Annotated in this window: 17 protein-coding genes; all 17 read right to left on the bottom strand. The window is 41.2% G+C overall.

What is annotated here, in order from left to right:
- Window position 1: 1 nt before the first annotated feature.
- The 17 genes from J8L85_RS00440 to J8L85_RS00360 all read right to left on the bottom strand — a co-directional run bounded on the left by J8L85_RS00440 (window position 2) and on the right by J8L85_RS00360 (window position 18,904).
- Window positions 2-238, bottom strand: coding sequence for a thioredoxin family protein (locus J8L85_RS00440; RefSeq protein WP_211013742.1), 237 nt, complete (start codon window positions 236-238; stop codon window positions 2-4).
- 48 nt (window positions 239-286) lie between these two features.
- Complete coding sequence (locus tag J8L85_RS00435; RefSeq protein WP_211013741.1) at window positions 287-592, bottom strand: metalloregulator ArsR/SmtB family transcription factor; 306 nt, start codon at window positions 590-592, stop codon at window positions 287-289.
- A gap of 202 nt (window positions 593-794) precedes the next feature.
- Window positions 795-3,200 (bottom strand): T9SS type B sorting domain-containing protein, encoded by a 2,406-nt coding sequence (locus tag J8L85_RS00430; RefSeq protein ID WP_211013740.1) that lies wholly within the window; start codon window positions 3,198-3,200, stop codon window positions 795-797.
- A gap of 19 nt (window positions 3,201-3,219) precedes the next feature.
- Entirely contained in the window at window positions 3,220-3,384 is a 165-nt protein-coding gene (locus J8L85_RS00425) for a hypothetical protein (RefSeq protein WP_211013739.1), read from the bottom strand.
- Between the two features lie 222 nt (window positions 3,385-3,606).
- Complete coding sequence (locus J8L85_RS00420) at window positions 3,607-4,305, bottom strand: thioredoxin family protein (RefSeq protein ID WP_211013738.1); 699 nt, start codon at window positions 4,303-4,305, stop codon at window positions 3,607-3,609.
- A 5-nt stretch (window positions 4,306-4,310) separates the two neighbouring features.
- Entirely contained in the window at window positions 4,311-4,829 is a 519-nt protein-coding gene (locus tag J8L85_RS17950; RefSeq protein ID WP_247656518.1) for a TlpA disulfide reductase family protein, read from the bottom strand.
- Window positions 4,830-4,837: 8 nt separating this feature from the next.
- The gene (locus J8L85_RS00410) at window positions 4,838-6,145 is read right to left on the bottom strand and encodes a YHYH protein (RefSeq protein WP_211013737.1); all 1,308 of its coding nucleotides are present in this window, start codon (window positions 6,143-6,145) and stop codon (window positions 4,838-4,840) included.
- Window positions 6,146-6,151: 6 nt separating this feature from the next.
- A complete protein-coding gene (locus J8L85_RS00405; protein WP_247656517.1) occupies window positions 6,152-7,171 on the bottom strand; it encodes a hypothetical protein in 1,020 nt (339 codons plus the stop codon).
- A gap of 143 nt (window positions 7,172-7,314) precedes the next feature.
- Entirely contained in the window at window positions 7,315-9,018 is a 1,704-nt protein-coding gene (locus J8L85_RS00400; RefSeq protein WP_211013736.1) for a hypothetical protein, read from the bottom strand.
- Window positions 9,019-9,170: 152 nt separating this feature from the next.
- The gene (locus tag J8L85_RS00395) at window positions 9,171-10,139 is read right to left on the bottom strand and encodes a bile acid:sodium symporter family protein (protein ID WP_211013735.1); all 969 of its coding nucleotides are present in this window, start codon (window positions 10,137-10,139) and stop codon (window positions 9,171-9,173) included.
- Between the two features lie 149 nt (window positions 10,140-10,288).
- On the bottom strand, window positions 10,289-13,195 hold the full coding sequence (locus tag J8L85_RS00390) for an AsmA family protein (RefSeq protein WP_211013734.1): 2,907 nt from the start codon (window positions 13,193-13,195) through the stop codon (window positions 10,289-10,291).
- A gap of 552 nt (window positions 13,196-13,747) precedes the next feature.
- Window positions 13,748-14,413 carry a hypothetical protein gene (locus J8L85_RS00385; protein ID WP_211013733.1) on the bottom strand — a complete coding sequence of 222 codons (666 nt, stop codon included), beginning with the start codon at window positions 14,411-14,413 and terminating at the stop codon, window positions 13,748-13,750.
- Between the two features lie 307 nt (window positions 14,414-14,720).
- A complete protein-coding gene (locus tag J8L85_RS00380; protein ID WP_211013732.1) occupies window positions 14,721-15,263 on the bottom strand; it encodes a YcxB family protein in 543 nt (180 codons plus the stop codon).
- 137 nt (window positions 15,264-15,400) lie between these two features.
- A complete protein-coding gene (locus J8L85_RS00375; protein WP_211013731.1) occupies window positions 15,401-16,078 on the bottom strand; it encodes a hypothetical protein in 678 nt (225 codons plus the stop codon).
- A 15-nt stretch (window positions 16,079-16,093) separates the two neighbouring features.
- Complete coding sequence (locus J8L85_RS00370) at window positions 16,094-17,500, bottom strand: hypothetical protein (RefSeq protein ID WP_211013730.1); 1,407 nt, start codon at window positions 17,498-17,500, stop codon at window positions 16,094-16,096.
- A gap of 23 nt (window positions 17,501-17,523) precedes the next feature.
- A complete protein-coding gene (locus J8L85_RS00365) occupies window positions 17,524-18,264 on the bottom strand; it encodes a hypothetical protein (RefSeq protein WP_211013729.1) in 741 nt (246 codons plus the stop codon).
- A gap of 130 nt (window positions 18,265-18,394) precedes the next feature.
- The gene (locus J8L85_RS00360) at window positions 18,395-18,904 is read right to left on the bottom strand and encodes a calcium-binding EGF-like domain-containing protein (protein ID WP_211013728.1); all 510 of its coding nucleotides are present in this window, start codon (window positions 18,902-18,904) and stop codon (window positions 18,395-18,397) included.
- Between the last annotated feature and the right edge of the window lie 454 nt (window positions 18,905-19,358).

Here is a 19,358-nt window from a genome sequence, read left to right as displayed (position 1 = left end):
ATTAGTTCAACAATGCCAATACTTCCTCTTTTGAGGGAACTCTTCCTTTTATGGTAATCACATCGTCAATGACCAATGCCGGCGTGGTCATAACATTGTACTTCATGATTTCCATGATATCCTCTACTTTTTCGATAGTGGCGTCTATGTTGTTTTCGGATACAACATCTTTTACAACTCCCGTTAATGATTGACATTTTGGACAACCGGTTCCTAAAATTTTAATTGTTTTACTCATGGCAACTTCTTTGTTTATCGCCAATAGACGATTTGATTATTAAAAAAATTATTTAAAAAAATCCTGAAACAATGATTTTGCAATGTTCCAGTTTTCTTGGTTGATACAGTATTTTATTTTGGGCGGTTTTAATTCTCCCTGAATAAGCCCTGCGTTTTTCAGTTCTTTAAGATGTTGGGAAATGGTCGATTGCGCCAAGGGAAACACGTCCACCAAATCGCCTGTAAAACAGCAGGACTGACTTTCAAGATGTTTTAAAATGGCAATGCGTGTCGGATGCCCCAAGGCTTTGGCAAATTTCGCCAAGGTTTCGGTATCATCTTTATATTCGATATGTCCCAAACTTCTTTTCATATTTATTATCGTAAAATTACGATGGGCTTGTGACCTATAATGTGACCAAAGTCACATAAGGCCAAATTTTTTAGGAAAGGGATAAGATGATGGTTGGAATGGGTACAAACAAAAAGCGGTCCGAGCCGAGACTCGAACCGCTTTTATATACCGGTTACGATTTTTTGTAATTACGTGGCTCTTTTTTAAGTATGCGCTATTCCTATCTTTTTAAAGTAAAGTGACCGGACAATGTTTTTCCTGTTCCTTGATCTACATATTTAAACCAATAGTCGCTGGGGGGCATTGGTCGACCATTATAGGTGCCGTCCCAAGTAGCATTGTTGTTCGGGTCTAATTGCACCAACAATTTACCATAGCGATCGAACACATAAATATTGGCCCTGTTTTCCCCCGCAAGAATGGAAGTATCCCAATAATCGTTGGTTCCGTCATTGTTGGGTGTGAAGAATTTTGGAAGCCCCAAAGATTCGGAATCGTTACAGGCGACAGTGTCAATGGTCACGGTAAAACTAGTTTCTTGGGCACATCCATTGGATTCCGCACGAACGTAGATCAATTGGGTTTCAACGATCTCATCTCCAGGGTATAGTTGCAGGCCTTCGCCATTGCTCTCCGTAAAATAGCCTTCGCCTGTAGGTAGGATCGGTAGAATATAGCCCTTGCATTCGGTTACATCTTCCAGCAGGGTAACTTCGTTCACCCTATCGATGGTAACCGTAAAGCTACTTTCGTCCGTACAGGTATCCGGTCCCGAACCGTTTTCGGCATATATGTACACGGTGATCGTTTCCGATATGATATCCCCTGGATCTAGTTGCGTTCCCGTTTTGTTCGGCCCCGTATAATAGTAGTTGTTTTCGCTCAACGATGGCAACTCAAAATTATAGCACCGTTCTACATCTCCGAAGATGTCGGCCACCGGTGCCTCTTGTACAAAAAGGCTGAAAACGGTCTCGCCGTAACAACCTTCGGAACCGGCGATCCTTACGGTAATGTCTTGCCGTTCGGGAGTCGTATTGGTGTACGATGCTGATAGGGACAGAGGGTTTCCCATGTCGTCGAAATAGGAAACGGTGACCCCTGTCTGTGAGCCGATCACTTGCGATTCCATCTGGTCCAGGTCCAAGGTAAAGGTTGCAATACCGTCCCCGTCCGTATCACATGCATATAAATTCTCAATGGGGTTGGCGGTTGGGCCTTCGTCACTTACAGTAAGTGTTATCGGGTTTCTTTCCAATATCAGATCTGTGACGATACCACTGGTTATCACACAGGTATAGACCCCGGAATCGGAAGGTTGGAGGTCGTCCAGTTCCAAATTGGCATTGTTAGAACTAGGGATGGCAACGCCGTCCTTAAACCATTCATAGGTGTTGGCGGAACCGCTTACGGTGGTTTCGAGGGTAACTGTGTTTCCGGGACAGGTGGTAATGTTCTCTACCTCATCGACCTTTGCCTGGGGGTGGTCCACAAAATTTAAAATATTGGAGCTATAGCTATCGAACTGATCCTCAAAGTCCCCAAATTCAAAACGATTATTTGCTATATCTAAACCCCATAATGTTGATATACCGCTAAAATCAGGTATGGACCCCTCTAGTTCATTGCCATGTAAAATAAGCCACTCTAAGTTATTAAAGTTTGCAAACTGTGGCGGAACCTGACCTGTTAAATTATTACGGTCAAGTACAATTAATATGGGATCCGACCAATTTTCGTAACTAAGAGGTATGGACCCTTCTATAAGGGTATTGTTGATATTAAAAGTATGAATATTTTCAAAATTACCTAAAGATGCAGGCAGCGTTCCCGTTAGTTCTTGACGGCCAATTCTAAAGTCCACCATGTTCACCAGATTCCCTAATTCTTCCGGAATATCTCCTGTTAACTCATTATTTTCAAGCTCAAAGTATGTCAAATTAATAAGATTGCCATATTCCGGATAGATAGAACCTGTAAAATTGTTTGTACCTAAATAGAGAATACTAAGATTTATTAAGTTGGTTATACCAATGGGTATCTCGCCTGTAAGTTCATTGAAACGCAATGAGAGGCTGGTTAAATTGTTCAATAGAAGTAATGATAGCGGTATCTCGCCCGTTAATTGGTTTTGACCTAGGTCTAGCCTTATAAGATTTGACAAATCTCCAATATTGGCAGGTATGCCTCCGGTAAATTTATTTCCTCGTAGGTTAAGCGATACCAAATTCGTTAATGTGGTTATACTGGCGGGTATGGGCCCTGACAGCTCTCCAAGCTCTACATTTAAGAAATTTAGAAAAGGTAAATTCCCAATCTCTTCCGGTAATACCCCTATCAAGTTGTTCTTCCCGGCTATATCACCGGTAAGGTTCATGTTAATTCCGGTAACGTTATTTGGTGATAAGGTCAGTCCATACCAATCATTGGTTACCATTGTATTTTCTATGGGAACCACAAAATTCCAATCGTTTGTCGGGTCACCATCCGTTTCGCTGACCCAACCAGGTCCCCCGGTCGCATCATAAAAAGCCTTTAGAGCTTGTATTTCGGATACGGGAATTTGAGCCAATGAAACGAAACTGCCTAAAAAAAGTAATATTATGAGAAATAGGGGGTTTTTCATGAACGAAAATTAACAAGAATTACAAAGTAATGTAAAATCGCTTGAAAATCATTTTAGCCCGTATGAATTCGTTATAATGAAAAAAACGACGAAGAACATAACCCCCTTCTTCCTTTTCGGTATCCAGATCTTCGATTTTTCTAGATAGGGTCGCATACGCTATATGTTCCGCGTTTATTTTCATCTTTTAGTACTTCCTTTTTATAGAAAGTTGTACATAGGTTCACCTTACATTGTTTTTCTTTTTGTAAGATTACGATGGGTCTATGACTTATAATGTGACCAAAGTCACATAAGGCAAAATTTTTTAGGAAAGGGATAAGATGATGGTTGGAATGGGTACAAACAAAAAGCGGTCCGGGCCGAGACTCGAACCGCTTTTATATATAGGTTTCGATTTTTGTAATTACCGGGCCCTTACCGGACAACCTATTGCTTTGGTGAAGTTAGGTTCTATGTTTTTACCGTTTTCTAAGGCCGCAATGGCATTCTCAACGTATTTTACCTTTACGTTTTCCGGCGATCGGGCATTGTCGTCAATGGTGCCGATATATTGTACCTTTTTTTCTTGGTCCAATAAAAAGACATGGGGCGTTCTTACGGCCCCGTACTTGGGAAATATGTTGTGTTCCTCATCGGCCAAGTACACAAAGGGGAAATCTTTCTCCTTTGCTCTTTTCTGCATGGCTGCGAAACTTTCCTTCTCATTGTCTTCACTAACATTGGGGTTAATGGCCACTACCGGATACCCCTGTGGGGCATAGGTATTGTGAAGGGCTATTAAACGGTCTTCGTACATTTTTGCAAACGGACATTCGTTGCAGGTGAAGACCACAATGTATCCTTTGGCATCCTTGATATCGGATAGAGAGAAGGTACTTCCGTCTACATTTTTTAGTTCAAAATCCGTAGCTACGTCCCCTATTTTATAGCCTTCTATCTCTTCCAGTGTTTTTGTCTGTACGGGGCTGTGTCCCCCACCTGGAGGTCCCTTGCGTTCACCGTTTGGTGGTGGTCCCTTTCGGTCTTGTGCATTAATATGGGCAGTGGTGAGAACACTGCTTAAAATTAGAATAGCAATAAATGTCAAATTACATTTTTTCATTACTGTTAGTTGTTTATTGTTTTTGTTACTTCATTTTGTAGCTCTTGAATATTTTCAAAAGTGTGCTCGTAAAACGAACGGTTCTTATGGTTAAAGATAATCGTAAAAGGTATGGCGCCCGACCAATTGGGATTGATCTTATCTATCCAACTATTGGAGTCGGGATCATCCAACAGCACTACTTTTGATGTGATTCCCTTCTTCTTTAAAAAGGGTTTTAGTTTTGTTTCGATGTCTTCGGGAAAATCGAGACTTACAAAAACCATTTCAACATCCGGATGATTTTTGGCGTACTCCTTAAACACCGGAAGCTCTTTTACGCAAGGGGCACACCACATGGCCCAAAAGTTGACGATATGGGTTTTTTCCGAATCGGTGTAGAGCAAGGGTTCCAAGGCCCCAAAATCGTAAACGGGAATGTCGTCAATACAATTGACCTCCCCGGGGACCGCCTTCGAATTATGCCCTTTGGTAAAAGCAAGGAACAAAAGGGACGTAAGTAGTGTTAGAACGGTCTTTTTCAATGTGCTGTTTATTTTTTTCTTTTATAGGTCGATACGGTACTTTTTCCATCGGGATCTACGAACTCAAAGGTATATTCATCTTCCTCGTTCCATCCGTACTTAATGGTGTACTCTTTAGGCCCGATGGTATAGGTCAATGAGTACGAATGGGGACCGAGGGTTTTAAAGCCGGTAATTACAGCGTCTTTTAAAGGCCGTAGATCAGGGCGCACCCCTTTCGTCTTGGCCTGTGGCATTATTTCGTTTTCCGGGGCTTTTGTTCTTGGGTTGAGCTTTACCTTTCCCCGCATCGATGCGATCAAGTACGGATATTCCTTTACGGCATGGTACTCGTAGGAGCCTTCTTCGTTGAACCTGCCCAAACTCTCATCGAGTTTTTCATCGGTTTCCCCATATACGGGAAAGCCGTCCAGTGCATAGGCAATGGGTTTTCCTTCGCCCACTTGTTCTTGCAAGTGCGTGGGGGGCAAATGGTAGTGATAGTCATCGGCCCTTCCACAGTGTCCGCCCCATTTATCGAGCTCTCCAATGGCATTGGCGTCTTCACCGCGGTTGTTCAAAGGGTTGAAAATGGGAAGTCCGTTTGCCGCAATGGCGATGGCCCCTTTCATAAAGTTCGTTTTGGTGGAAAGGGGTGTCTCCGCCAGTTCCGGTTGCAAGGGAATCGCCCAAGCGTTGTTACCCGAATAGTCATGGTCTATAGGTACTTGTTGCTGCCAATTGGTAATGCCCGTCATCATCCCATGTTCGGGGATACCATCGGATTCCACATAAAAATAATGATCGTCGTAACGTGTGGTCACTTTATCGAAGGCCCCGAAAACGGACTCTAAAAATGAAACATCATTGGCGGGAAGCTTTATATCGGTTATGGCGGACTTTTCTTTGCCCGACGTATTCTTACAACCAACAACGATCAACGCCAGCCCTATGATCCCGTAGGCCAATTGAAACCTTTTATAGCGTTTTCCCCATTTAAAAACGGAGACCAAGAGCAATACCGCCCCAAAAAATATCAATAGATAACCATAGCCTTTATAATGGTGATGGCTTGCCGTGTTGGCCTTCAATATCCATTGGGCCTTTTCTTCAATAAATTGCCGGTCCTCTTTTGTAAACTCGTTAATGTCGAAGGTAAGGGTGTTATTGTGACTATCACTTAAATAGACCATATTGCCCTCTTGTTTTACGAAATTGGCCTCGATGTTACCTTGGGACAACCTCCATGTTTTGGTCGGTGTTCCATGTCCGCCCACATGGGCAAAAGTGTTAAATGCCGCTACTTGGAGCAGCAAGATGAATATCCATTTTTTCAAAATGCGCTATTTTACAGTGTATCTTACTAAAACCTCATTGTCCAAAACTACATTGGTCGACCAGATGAATTGGGCGTCATTGCCCTTATCATCAAAAATATCGGTAAAGTTGGTATATGCAGGTTTGTTGTCAACGCCAATGGCCTTGTTGGTAAAGGTAGTGGCCTTGGGCCAATTGCCATCATCAAAACCGGCTTTCATCCAATCGTTGGGAAGTTCCCAATGCAAGGCGTAAAATTGGCTACCGTCTTGTCCGCCATTGGTGTCGCAATTTTTGGAATAGCGATAGGCACCCTCTTCCGAAACACAGGCAAGATCGGTAATAGGGGCCGTGTAGAAGGTCTGGGCCTTCCAGTTTTCGTCGGTAACGGCCACCGTTTCGTTCTTTTCGTTTTTGATAACGGCTACCATTCCGCCGTCACCGGCATGAAAAGACTTGCCCCTGTTGGCCTCACAACCTACCCCGAGGTGTTCTTCCCAATCGACCAACTTCATGGCGACGGTAAATGGTTTTTGGACCTTGAATTTTACAATACTGGAATTAAACTGGGTAAAGGGTACCTTGTCTTTTCCGACAGGAACGCCGTTTACGTACATTTCAAAATAATTATCGGCAAAGATATAGGCCGTATAAAGTTCCCCGTCCGTATCGATTTCGACGGTGTTGGAAGCGTCAAAATGAGAGAGGGCTTCTTCGGTTGTCGCATAGTTTTTTCCTTCACATTCATTGTTCAGATCCGTTGCAAACGGAAAACTATCGTCGGTGTAATGGGTTACGGCCGGAACGGTCCATTTTTTTCCGTCCGTGGAAACGATTTCGCCCACATCGGTCTTTCTTCCCCGTTCACAGCTGTAGATGTCTTCGACGATCGTTTTGGCTATCCCTTGGGTTATGCTGGCCGTACCCTTGTAGGCGATGTTTTCCGAAGCATTGGCGCTTAGCTCCGATTTGCTTTTCGATTTGTTCTCGGCGCACCCCACCATAAATAGAAGCGATACAAGCAGGGTGTTCGTTAGTATTTTCATATTTATAGATATTGTTTTCGGGAACGAAATTATAAATCCCCATAGGTCATACAACCATGGGGATTTAAATTAACATTTATTTATTAGGGAGATGGCTATCCGCAGGCCAATTGGCCTAGAATTTACGGCCACGCTTCTTTTTTCTATTCGGTATCCAAGTCTTCGATTTTTCTGAATAGGGCGATGATATCCTTTGCGTTTACGGCATCGGTAGCTTCTATGTCAATGCGGTATTGGTAGTTTTGTACTTGTCCGTTTTCGTACAACTTCACCAATTTTTGCTTGTTCTTGGTAAATAGTTCCACCCAAATGCGATTTCCGGAAACCCCTATGTTCATCTGGTTCCGGTTCAGGTCCCTCGTACTGAATTCGTACACGAGCTCCCTTGTTCTTTTAGGCTCGGCAATCCCCTTTGTAAAGGTAATGCCACTCATTTCCCTATTGAACAATTTTACTTCTTGATGATACGAAATATCGTCCTTATCTACTTTGCCTATGGTATTGCCCAATGCTTCCAGGCCTTGATAAAAAGGTATCCGGTCGATGTTCTGTTTCACCTGTAGCTTGTTCTCGTTCTTGTCCAAGATCGTTTGCAGGGCCTCTTTAGAGAACAGGGCATCGTCTATGGTGTTAAAGAACAGGCGCACGTATTTTCTGAAATTCAGGGCCCTTCCATTTTCTATATGTCGGATAAAGGGTTGCCCGTTTTTTACATGTAATTCTAGAATAAAACGGGTTTTGTCGTTGTCGAGAATTAGTTTTCTAGGGTCAATATCATTGATGTCAAAAATATACTCATTGTTTATGGCCTCCTTTACACGGGTCTCGTTTCGCTCAAGAATGGCCCGGTTGTCTTCCAATACCAATTTTTGACGGGTGTTGCCCTCGGGCATCACCACGTTTCCAATTCTAGGGTTTATATAGTCCACCGCCTTTGGTATGGTGCCGATATCGGGGCTGTAGCGCCCAAAGTGTACTTCGGCCAAGGGAACCACTCCCTCTAGTACTTGGTGTATTTTTTTGGCATGGGGCATGTTCTTGGCATAAATGACCAGTTTGTCGCCAAAGCCTTTTGGACTGTCGCCCTCGAAATATTTTATGGCGTTTACATTGTTTTTGGTCCAAATTTCCAAAAACAGCTCACTGCCCGACATTTCATAGCGTAACGAAGCGGGGTTGAGGAGCGAGAGGTTAAAAACCGCGCTTTCTTCTCGGGTACCGCGCATACGTTCAAAACGCACATAGGCCGGCCGGTCTTTATCGGCCATGAGTTCTTGTCCGATTCTTTCCTTGGGCAGGGATACACTTTCGATGTTGTTTTCCAACCAATCCAAATGATCGGTGTAGGTATGTAGGTTTAGGGCATTCTTATCGTATTCCTCGGCCACGGGAATAGCCTCTTCCAAAGCTTCCTTTAAACTGCGTCCATTGGCCGCATTACGGGCCAATAGGGTAAGGTCGCCCACATAATCTACCTTATTGCCCCCGTCCAAGGAGCGTTGGATCAATTTTTGCCTTCCCTTGGTACGTATTTCCACCAAGATCCGGTCTTTATAGGTAAAGGAGCGGACACTGCGTTGGTCTATATCGGAAAGTCCAAAGGCGTACTCCCTTTTTTCGGCACGCCCCTTATCGTCGGTCTCCGTAACCGAAAACTGTAAATAACTAGGGGAGATTACCTTCATGTCTTGTTGAAAGGTCAGTTTACTGGAGGCCACGGTAGCCGGGGTCGAAAGTTGTATTTCACGTACTTTGGACTTTAGGCTTTCCTGACCGCTTACAATGGCGGTGCATAAAACTAGTACACCTAAGAAAATACGGTTTGTAACTACGGGGCTCCAATTCATCTTTTTATCGTTTTACGGAAAATACAGGCTGTATTTTTTCTACGGATAAATGTATCGAATAGAACCTCGTGAGTAAATACCGGAAAACCAGTATAAAAGGCTTTCTGGATTCGTAACGGGTGTTGAAATTTACGATTGTACAGATAGGTGTTTTACCCTTGGTTTTTAACGCCCATTTTTGAAGCAAGTACACTTATGATCAGTAATTGTAAGGCGTGGAACAACATAAGGGGTAAAAGAATAATACCTATGGAGGACATGTTTCCAAAGATGATCTTTGCGAACACCGTACCGTGCACCAATGATTTTTTGGTTCCACAAAACTGGGCGGTAATCCGGTCTTCGGTATTGAACTTTAGTTTCTTGGCCAAGAAACCTGTTAAGAGATATAAGGCCGAGAACAGGGCTAAAACAGCTACAAAGAGTAGCAAAAGGTCTGTAATAGAGATGGTTTCAAATATGTTTCCTTCAAAAGACCTGGCAAAACTTTTATAGATGATGAGCAGAATTACCGACTTGTCGAACAAGGTCAGTTGCTTGCTGTATTTTTGAGCATATACACCCCAAAACCGTTGCAGTGTCACCCCGATCAATACAGGTAAAATAATCTGTACGATGAGTTTTACATATATATTGGTAAAGTTAAAATCGGTTTGGCCGTTTTTAACGAACAGCCCCATCCATAAAGGGGTGAGTACTACACCGATTATACCCGAAATACTAGCGTTGAAAATAGCTGCAGGGATGTTTCCCTTGGCAATGGAGACCATGACCACCGAGGAGGATACGGTAGAGGGAAGCGCGGCCAAGAAAAAAAAGGCCAGCCAAATGATTTCTTGTTCCCCGTTCTGGATGAGAGGGCGAAAGAGCAAGACCAACAAAGGAAATATAAAAAATGTGGAGGTCTGTACCAGCAGGTGCAATTTCCAGTTTTTAAGTCCGTCCTTTAGTTTAGAGGGACTCAATTTGAGTCCGTAGAAAAAGAATATAAGTGAAATGCCTATCGCACTAATGGTATCGATGGGAATATTGCTGTCCGGTAATCCCCATTGGGGAAATAGATAGGCCAGGCCAATGACCCCTATCACCGATAGTACAAACCGATCTATCTTTAGTTTCATATTCTTTAGATATGTCACATCAAAGGCCGAAACCTCTATGATATTTTTGCAAGTGGCAAAGATACTATATCACGGGTACGGGCATTCGATCATTGGGCCGTAATTTTATGTTGATGGTGCAGTTTGATACTATCAGCCTACATGATTTCTTAATTAATTGTGTTCAAGGAGTCTACAGGTTGGGTCTTTAACGAATCCAATTTCATATTTTGGATCTGTGACTGTAGTTTGTTAATGTCGTCTACGGACATTCCCTCGCGAATGGAATCTTTGAGCATGGACATTCGTTGTATATCTTCTTCAGATAAACCGCTTTCGGTATCCTCTAGGGAGTCAAGGTCCGGTGACTTGGTACCCAGTTTTACATCAAAATCGTCACTGTTTCCCTTTATGACCACCGGAATGCCCAAGAGTCCGAACGGAGGTAGGCCTATCCGCATTTTAAGACTTAGCTCACCGTCCAAGGTGGTTTGGCCTTCGGCCCTTAACTTAAAGGGAGATACCTTAAACTTAAAGCGTTCCATTTCCAAGACATTGTTGTTTAAGGTAGAGTTAATGGTGATTTCCGATACCTTGGGATCGTTCAGTGCCTCAAATCCCGATTTTTCGGACACTTTGCCCATCAATTTATAGCCATTAAACTGAACACTGTGCACTTTTAGGGTTCCCTTGCCCGACAACTCTGGAAGTACCGGTAGCATTTGGTCGTCTAGGGTACCCGCCAAATTATAATCTACCGACATTATACCGGCCGCTTGCGCCGCCGCAGGCGCCAATTCCTTAAAAAGGTCGATACTGTTGTATCCTTTTGCTATGTTCAGGTTTTCGGCATCTATATCCATAGTGAACAAGGCCTTCTCTGAAGATACGGGCTTGTAGACCCCAGATAGGGAGGCGGTGCCGTCTACCATTTTCATATGGCCTTTTTTTAAGAAAAGTCCTTGCGGATTTAGACCTAGGTTTCCTGAAAGGTCCGTAATGTCAAGTTTGTTATAGGTGAGGGTGTCTATGTCCAAAGTAATGGCGAGGTCTATATTTTCGGGTACCTGCATTACCCCGCTTACCACTTCTTCGGCGGTAACGGTACCTATACTATCCAATGGTTGTTGTATTTCTTCGGTTGGAAAAAATTCAGTAATGTCAATATTGGGCGAGTGTAGATTTACATCTCCCCGCAAGGTACCTTCGGAAGAAAGGGCATAATCTAAATAATTGGTAAAGTAACCGTCCATGTTTATCTGTGATGAACGGTGCTCAATATCCAATTTGGAAAAAGCCATTCTTTCGTTCAAGAATAAAAATTGTCCTTCTTTGACCCGAACCTCGTAAGGTAGCAAGTCGGTCTTTACCTTGATGTTCTTAATACCCAGGGTACCGCTGTTCTCGTTTTCTTCTAGGTCATTGTCCAAACGACCTTTTAGGTTGGCATCGGCAATGAGTTGCCCGTCCTTGATCAAAAAAGGAAGGTCCACCACTTGGTTAAGGGCGGTAAAGTCTATACTTCCCTTGGCCTGTATATCGTATTCCGGACTATCAAAATTTTTAAAGTACGCCTTGCTGGTAAATTGGTTTTCCAAAAAGGTGAAATTAAGGGCGTTGATGGTAATTGAAGATGCTTCGTAGGTCTGTCCCTCGTTTTTCAATACCGCATTAAGTTCTATGTTTTTAATGGGTTCTGGATAGCCGGAGGTTTTCAAATATCCATTTGTGAGTTTAAAAATACCCTTGGTTTTTGGCAGTTTGGATGTTTCCGGTCTGTAGACACCGTCAATGTTAAAATCCGTCTCCAATAGGCCGTTAAAGGCCAGGTCGGGCAAACTTAGGGTCTGGTTGAGCAGGTCGAGGTCGATGTTCGATTTGATGTTCGACTGCACGTAAAGTGAATCCATAGTGCCTGAAGCGAACAAGTGCCCTCGGGTAACTTTATTGTTATGTGTAAAGTTGAGGCTGTCCAAGTTAAAACTTATTTCATTATCGGTTAAGCTTCCCTTTAGCTTAACATATAGGTTCTTAATAGGTTGTTCGGCATTTATGTGCTTAATAGATCCGTCACGGATATCTACGTCGAGATCCGTTTGGTCTATTTTTTTGTCTGCAGGTACGGTTCCGGCGTAACCGGCCAAACGTAGGGTGGCATCCATATCACCGTTGAGGGTCATTTCTTTGGACCATTCGACATACTTAGGGGGCAGGGCGCTAACCACTTCTTCCAAGGTTCCGTCTTCGGTATTGACGATCAGGTTATAGGCGACGCCTTCATCAAAAATATCTAGATTGCCGTGGAAGTTGACCTCAAGGTCGTTTAATGAAATGGTGTTCTTGTCGAGTTCTATAGATAAGTTTTCCGTGTCGTAGATGGTAAAGGACCGAGCCTTTAGTTTTTTTCCGTTCAGGTAATCTATATTATCAAACACGACATTTACATTATCGATATCCAATCGAGAGCCCAATTCCAATTTACCGTCTACCAATCCACCGCGACCATTGTAATCTAGACCGTTGGAACTTACGGTAATGCCCATATCCTCGTCTTTATATAGAACGGTCGCATTTTCTATTTTTAATCTCCTTAGGTTTAGGTTCAGCCCTTGGGCACTGGTATCCTTTTCCGAAGCGGCCAAAGTATCGGTGGCCTTGTACACATCGTAGTTGTTTCTGCCGAACTTATCTTTGATAAGCTTTATGTTACAATCTGTCAAATAGGTTCCTTCGATCACTACTTTATCAGAAAAAATAAGCTTAAAGACATTGATGCCGAAGCCCAATTCTTGGGCGGTGACAAGAGTTTCTTCCTCAAAGGGTTCGGTACTGGTCAAATTTACCTCTTCGAAAGAAAAGGTCAGAGAAGGAAAATGCCTAAAGAAAGAGATGGAGGAATTCTTGAATTGCAGTTCTGTCTTCAGATTTGCATTTATTCCCTTTTTGATTTCGTTGGCAATGGTGTCGCCAAAAATGGAGGGGATGCTGAACAGGCAAACAAGTAGAATGCCTACGGTGAGCAAACACCATTTTAGTATTTTGACAATCTTATTTTTTCGGGTATTTTCTTTTTTCATTAATAGGGTCGGTCCTTTTAAGATTTAGGGGTGCAAAATTAAGACTATTTAGGGTTGCATTTTTGGGGTCAAAAGGGTTTACTGAACCATGGTACATCTTTTGTTTTTAAAAGGCCAGATAAAGTGTAACGGAAGTTCGGTCTTCATATTACGGGTAAAAAGTAACGGGGGAAATTACTGTAATCTGCGAAGTAGAACATTCCGTTGAGCACTTTATTTGATCATTGTAGTTAGTAATATTGTCTGTAACGGTATTGATCCATAGCTGCATAGGTATTAAAAAATAGAATCTGTATAAAATGAAATCAACCGTCATGGCAATTGTATCGACAAAGACCAAAGTTTTATCTAACAAAATATTTGGGCGGGTACAAAAAGTATCGCCTCAATTGCAAATGAACATTATGCAGGTTCAGATAAAATGAAGGAAAGGGTATTTAAAATGAGCAAAGATTATTGCAACAGGTATTTTAAGGGGAAAAATCTTTTTCCCCTCATTTTATAAACTATCCGCTATAGAAAACATTCTTCTTGGCCGTTTTTTATGCGTTATTACTTAAGTAAGTTGCCATGAAAAGGACAGTACGTCCAGTTTCCTTTCATTTCGGCATTGTCCACAGGGCATTTTTTGCTCGGCATCAGGGTTACCAATGGCAACGTATATGTAAATTCTTTGTTGGAATGTTTTACGGTAAAACTACCCTCTTTGTATTCATCTATAGTATTGTTGCCGTTTTCGTCCTGTACCTTAAAAAGATAAAAATGCATGCCATCGCCCATTTGGCCCAACATTTGGCGGAACATGGGTTTTATAGATTCCATGAGGGCTACGGCATCGGGTGCGATCTGATCGTTCTCTAACGGCAGGTAGGTCTCGCTTTTGTCGTCTACCAGCGAAAGCGATTCCCTTAAAACGGCCTCATCGGTAAAAGATGCTGTACCGTTGTTGTGGATCGTTACATCTAAACCACATACAAAAATGTAATCTTCGAAAGTAGCCACTATTTGGTCTACGGTTTCTGCGGGTATTTGTGGATTGTCTTGCAACGAAATTTTCCAATAACTTTTTGGGATCCAGAAAGCAAGGGTCATTTGACTATTATCTTTTTCCCAGATTTGAATTTCCCTGATGTATTCGGTGAGGTTTACCTTTTGCGGCGCTTGCCCAAAAGAGGCTACAGTGGATAATACGGCAACCAATAAGAATAGGTATTTCATAAAGTATAGTTGGTTAGTGTTTTTTGCCAAGGTAAATAAAATTGAGAAAGTGCTTGCAGAAAAATAGTTACAAGGTTGGGTTTTTGGTTTGTATTGGAAATGTTTTGTGGGGTTTGGGGAGTTAGCGGACAAGTGGTTCATGATAGCTATTAATCACTTTGCTAAATTGGCCTGCTGTGCTATGTTTGCAACTTCGTGCCATAACCGGGCTAGGTTATTTCACTCTTGTCACTTACCCATGTACTTACGCCATACGCTACGAAGTCACAGACTTCGCAGAGCGGATTACCGATATTGGTGCTTGTTATTACCATTTCCAGTCTAAATTCTTAGAATGAACGATTCCATATTTTTTACAAAGTATATCTAACCTAGTTGCCACAGAATTATCATTTTTCAATGTTGCTTTAGGAATGATAATATGGATTCCGGATTTTAAGTTCAGGAAATAATGACTTGCTATTTCCTGTATGCTTTCAATAGCGGAATAATCTAACTTAGACCTTTCCAATTCTGAGGAAATTTCTAAAAAATCATCATCGAACAAAAGTTCCTTAGGTTTATCGAAACTATGTTTATAATTTTTTTTAATTGCGCCTATATGCAACTTTTTTAACCTGCTTTTATGGTAAAAAGGAAAAGCCACAGCGACCAAGGTGGCGGTTATTGCGTAAACATATATTACAAAACCGTCTGCATAATTATAGAGTAGAACGCCAAAAATAATGAACGCCAGTATTACACTTGCCCACGCCTTCCATCTTAATTTTTTCGATTGCTCATCTATGGAATCATAAAATAGGGCATATTGTAGATAATCCTCTTGTTTTAATTTATATACTACTTTCATCTCTTTCTGGGTATTGCGTTGGGTTCAACTATAAAACGTAACGAATTGATGGTGTACAGGTTTATGGTTCTTTGTAATGACCGTTTTTAATAGTGGCACGAATAAGCCGGTCACTCCTGTATTATGACGTTTGCGATTTATGACTTCGGCATTTCTAAAAATCTTACGTATTCTCCTATGGATTTTTCATATGCTTTGTCATGTATTATTTTTTTGCCTTTTACGTTATCATGAAATCGCGCTAGGGCCAGGTTTGAAAATACGGTGGCTTTCTCGATCTGATCGACGGACAGATGTACCTCTTTTAAGAAATTCATATAGATTACTTGATTGAACACATCGTATTTGTTGAACAATTTTACTTCTTTGGTATCGAAATCCCCTGGTTCTATGTTTAAGAACGGTTCCGGAAAATTAGTGAAACCATTGAAAAAATCGGTACCGTGGGTGCTTATGGCCTCTCCTAATAATTGTATTTGCCTTATGTTGAAGTCCTTATCGTCCTTTAAGGTCCAATGGTAATACGAGCTGCTCACCTTATCGGGGGTCAATGCGACTTGGAATATTTGCTTATAGGTGTGCAACCTCTTGGTTTTTATGGCTTTTGGGGTATTGGGAAACTTAAAATCGGAATAAACGGCCAGGGAACAAGAAAAGTGGTTTTCCTTCAACGACCGTCTTATTTCAATGCATTTGGTAAGGTTGGGAACATCATTTTTATAAAAAACGGGACTTACGCCGGACCATTTGTCTTTTTTAAGCCTATCTCTTAGATGCTTGTTCACCTCGTTTTTAAAAAGGATCAATTCATTCATGTCTTACGGTATAAATTAAAAAACGGGCCATTTGAAATACTTGTTCTTAGAATTGGATTCTTCTAGACTGCCTACATCGATACCGCTTGCCCCTGCTATTTCATCCAAGGTGTCCCACAGGTACTCGCGTTCACCCGTTGCAAAAAGATTCAATTCCTCATCTATTTTATCTAGGTTATCAGCTGTGGCTTCAAAGTATTTGAGTTTCTCTTCCGTGGTTGCCTCGGCATTCTTTATTAACCGATCGATCAAGTTTCTTATTTCTTCATCCACTTTGTTACAATTTTCTTTGGTATACGGTTCAGAGAAGTCTTCATAACAATGAAACGTGAATTCTTTTTTAATAAATTCCAGAGGAGAATCACCAAAATGTTTTTTGTACTGTTGTTTCCCTTCTTCGTCTAAATGATCAAGTATTTCATCCCATTCAAACAGACTTTCCAATTTATTGAGCGCCCTAAACTTTTGGATCAAAGGCAAATACCCGTCTTTAACTTTAATGAACCATGGTAATACATTCAACGCTTCAAGATTGGGCAGATCGGTAAGAAAGTTGAGGCTGTCTATATAATCTATTTGCATTAACCGCAATGAATTTAGGTTGACCAATTTACTTAAACCTTGTTCATTGGTCATTTTTTTGATTCTTTTTAAACTTAATTGGGTAAGGTTGGTGTTATTTTCAAACGCAGAACAATCTATACTTTGTATGCCTTCCAATGACAGGGACCGTAATTTGTTCAGCTTGCCTATATGCTCTAATGCCGTAATGTTATTTTTAGAGGTTATTTCAAGACGTTCCAGACCCGTACTGCTTACTTCAGCTAAACTTTCAAAGGACTTGATATTGGATGAGCCGGTTATCTTCAATTCCCTTAAATTAACGATACCTTGCAAACCTTCCAAAGATTCCACTGTTGAGCGCGCTAATTCCAAAACTTTTAAATTCTCCAAACCATGGAAAATCTTTAGATCGGTTAGGCTAGCATCAGCTATAAAAATTGATTGCACATTTTTAAGTTCAGCAAGGTTCTTTGATCCGTTCAACCAACTACAATGTAAAGTTTCCAGCTTTGGGAAATGGCTAAAATCCAAACTGCCTTTTGGCCCATACCCTGCGTAAAAGGTCACCCAGATCGACTTTAGATGATGTAAGGAATGTAAAGGACTTATATCCACGCCTTCAGCGGCAGATACGTGTATCTCTTCCAACTCTGAGAATTGGGGATCCTTTAAAAAATCAAAAGGGACATCGTTGATATAAATGCACTTGGGTTTTAAAATCCCATAGGCTTTAATACATAGGTCAACACTGTGTTCTTCAAAAAAAATAACGGGATTCTTCTTGATATCATCGATCCTTACGTATTCATATTCTTTCCCTAAGAGTTTAATTTTTTCCTGTTTGTTTTTTTTTGACATGCTACACCAATTTTACAATGTTCTTAAAAGTTTTTGGTCACCAGCTCCAATGCTTCTGAGTCAAATAAATAATTGAAGCTTCCGTCTATTAATTCCATCTCGTTCATTTGAAAATCCGGTGATTTTACACGAAAAATCGCGATTTTCTTATCGATCCCTTGGGCCGACCAAGATCTTAGCGGTTGTTTTAAGGTATTTCTAAGATCCCAAACGAAAAGTCCGAATGTGTTTTTTTGAATAGTTCCGTATTCATTGAACAACACTTCACCATTCTTTTTCTTTGTACTTCTGAATACAATATCGCCTGTTTTTATTTTTTGTTCTGACAGGGTCACCTTTTTTGGTTTTACTATGATCAGTTCGTTCAACCCAAGGGTTTTGAATGCTTTGGTTGTTGAATTGGGATCCTGATAACTCCCCATGACCAACTCATATGTCATACCGTCTACCGTGAATTCCGTATTACGGATAACCCCCGTGCTCCACGAAATTTCCTGGTGATCACGTTCTCCTGTCACAGTAAAGTAGAAGGTTTGTCTTTCCCATTTTGCATTGTTCGGTCCCTGAACTTTTTTATGTTGGGTGTGTTCAATGGTAAAATTGGGAAAGCTTAGTTCTTTATTCAATTCAAAAGCGGTAATCGTATTGTATTCATGTATTTTTTGATTGCTCATAACATTGTTCTTGTCTTTTGTTTTACAAGCCACATTCAATAAGGAACAGAAAATGACCATTCCTATTATAACTGGTGATTTTATATACATTTCGCTTTTATTCGTACGATTGTCCCAAATTTTTAACCTCCTGGGTCGTTGGAAGGAAATCACTGGACCAAAAAAAGTTTTCTACTGATCTCTTTGTTTTTTTACAACCTTGCATTCCATTGTCCAAAGCTTACTTAATGAGTGTCCAAACACAATCGTAATCATTAACAGGGGTGGACATAGTAATATTTCCATCGGCATCAATTTGCCCACTTCCTGAAAAATCCGAACAATTCTCCAAATTCAGACAAGGATTCTGGGTAGGAACGGTAAAAGTTGTTTCACCGGTCATTGTCAATTTAAACTGATATAATGCATCCTCTTCGCTATCGGCATTGGAAATTGCAATATCCAACAATAGGTTTAAATCATCGGATGGATCACTTGATACTACTGCGCTTCCCGTATATGTGGGACTGCAACTTACAGAAGTAACGGTATAACTTCCGATTGCCTTAGATCTCCATAACGTAGAACAATCGGAACCGGAATAACCTTCAGCACATTCACAAGTACCATCATTACAAGTGCCGCCATTGAGACATACCGTATCGGAGCAAATGTCATCTTTACAAGACTGGGTCACCATGAACATGGTAAATAATACGACTATTACTATTGGGAGCTTTACGTTTTTCATGTTTTTTGCTTAAGAAGGTTAATAGATGGGTATGCCATTTAATTTCAACGGAGGCTTCCTTTTTTATGGACTAAAATCCGTATCAATTGTCTACATAATTTTGATTGATGGCCTCTTCGCACTTATAGTTTTCAACTATAGATCATAACGTGCCTGTATACAGTTTGTTGCATGGTTAATTGTACAATTGGACGGAAAGCGGCCATAACATATAATTATGTAGGCTAGGGACAATAATGATAATTACCTAAAACAAATAAGATTTCGTTTGCCTTAACCTTAGTTGCTGGCAGTGCTTATGTCCTTTAGGTTTTTCTTTTTCCTTAGGTGTCCAATTAGATGGGTGATAAGTGCTGCTATAGTTCCGAAAAACCAAAAAGTAACCTATTAGAAAGACCAAGGGAATTACAAAAATCGGAAGTTTGATTTTGTATTTATTATTCAAAATAATACA

The organism is Maribacter sp. MMG018 (genome assembly GCF_018100785.1).
Taxonomy (GTDB): domain Bacteria; phylum Bacteroidota; class Bacteroidia; order Flavobacteriales; family Flavobacteriaceae; genus Maribacter.
The sequence above is the reverse complement of the archived record's forward strand: the minus strand, read 5'-3'. Positions and strand labels throughout refer to the sequence as shown.

Bases quoted from the DNA above. Each gene is read 5' to 3' on its own strand.
- J8L85_RS00440 (WP_211013742.1), bottom strand. From the start codon at position 238: ATGAGTAAAACAATTAAAATTTTAGGAACCGGTTGTCCAAAATGTCAA.
- J8L85_RS00435 (WP_211013741.1), bottom strand. From the start codon at position 592: ATGAAAAGAAGTTTGGGACATATCGAATATAAAGATGATACCGAAACC.
- J8L85_RS00430 (WP_211013740.1), bottom strand. From the start codon at position 3,200: ATGAAAAACCCCCTATTTCTCATAATATTACTTTTTTTAGGCAGTTTC.
- J8L85_RS00425 (WP_211013739.1), bottom strand. From the start codon at position 3,384: ATGAAAATAAACGCGGAACATATAGCGTATGCGACCCTATCTAGAAAA.
- J8L85_RS00420 (WP_211013738.1), bottom strand. From the start codon at position 4,305: ATGAAAAAATGTAATTTGACATTTATTGCTATTCTAATTTTAAGCAGT.
- J8L85_RS00405 (WP_247656517.1), bottom strand. From the start codon at position 7,171: ATGAAAATACTAACGAACACCCTGCTTGTATCGCTTCTATTTATGGTG.
- J8L85_RS00400 (WP_211013736.1), bottom strand. From the start codon at position 9,018: ATGAATTGGAGCCCCGTAGTTACAAACCGTATTTTCTTAGGTGTACTA.
- J8L85_RS00395 (WP_211013735.1), bottom strand. From the start codon at position 10,139: ATGAAACTAAAGATAGATCGGTTTGTACTATCGGTGATAGGGGTCATT.
- J8L85_RS00390 (WP_211013734.1), bottom strand. From the start codon at position 13,195: ATGAAAAAAGAAAATACCCGAAAAAATAAGATTGTCAAAATACTAAAA.
- J8L85_RS00385 (WP_211013733.1), bottom strand. From the start codon at position 14,413: ATGAAATACCTATTCTTATTGGTTGCCGTATTATCCACTGTAGCCTCT.
- J8L85_RS00380 (WP_211013732.1), bottom strand. From the start codon at position 15,263: ATGAAAGTAGTATATAAATTAAAACAAGAGGATTATCTACAATATGCC.
- J8L85_RS00375 (WP_211013731.1), bottom strand. From the start codon at position 16,078: ATGAATGAATTGATCCTTTTTAAAAACGAGGTGAACAAGCATCTAAGA.
- J8L85_RS00370 (WP_211013730.1), bottom strand. From the start codon at position 17,500: ATGTCAAAAAAAAACAAACAGGAAAAAATTAAACTCTTAGGGAAAGAA.
- J8L85_RS00365 (WP_211013729.1), bottom strand. From the start codon at position 18,264: ATGTATATAAAATCACCAGTTATAATAGGAATGGTCATTTTCTGTTCC.
- J8L85_RS00360 (WP_211013728.1), bottom strand. From the start codon at position 18,904: ATGAAAAACGTAAAGCTCCCAATAGTAATAGTCGTATTATTTACCATG.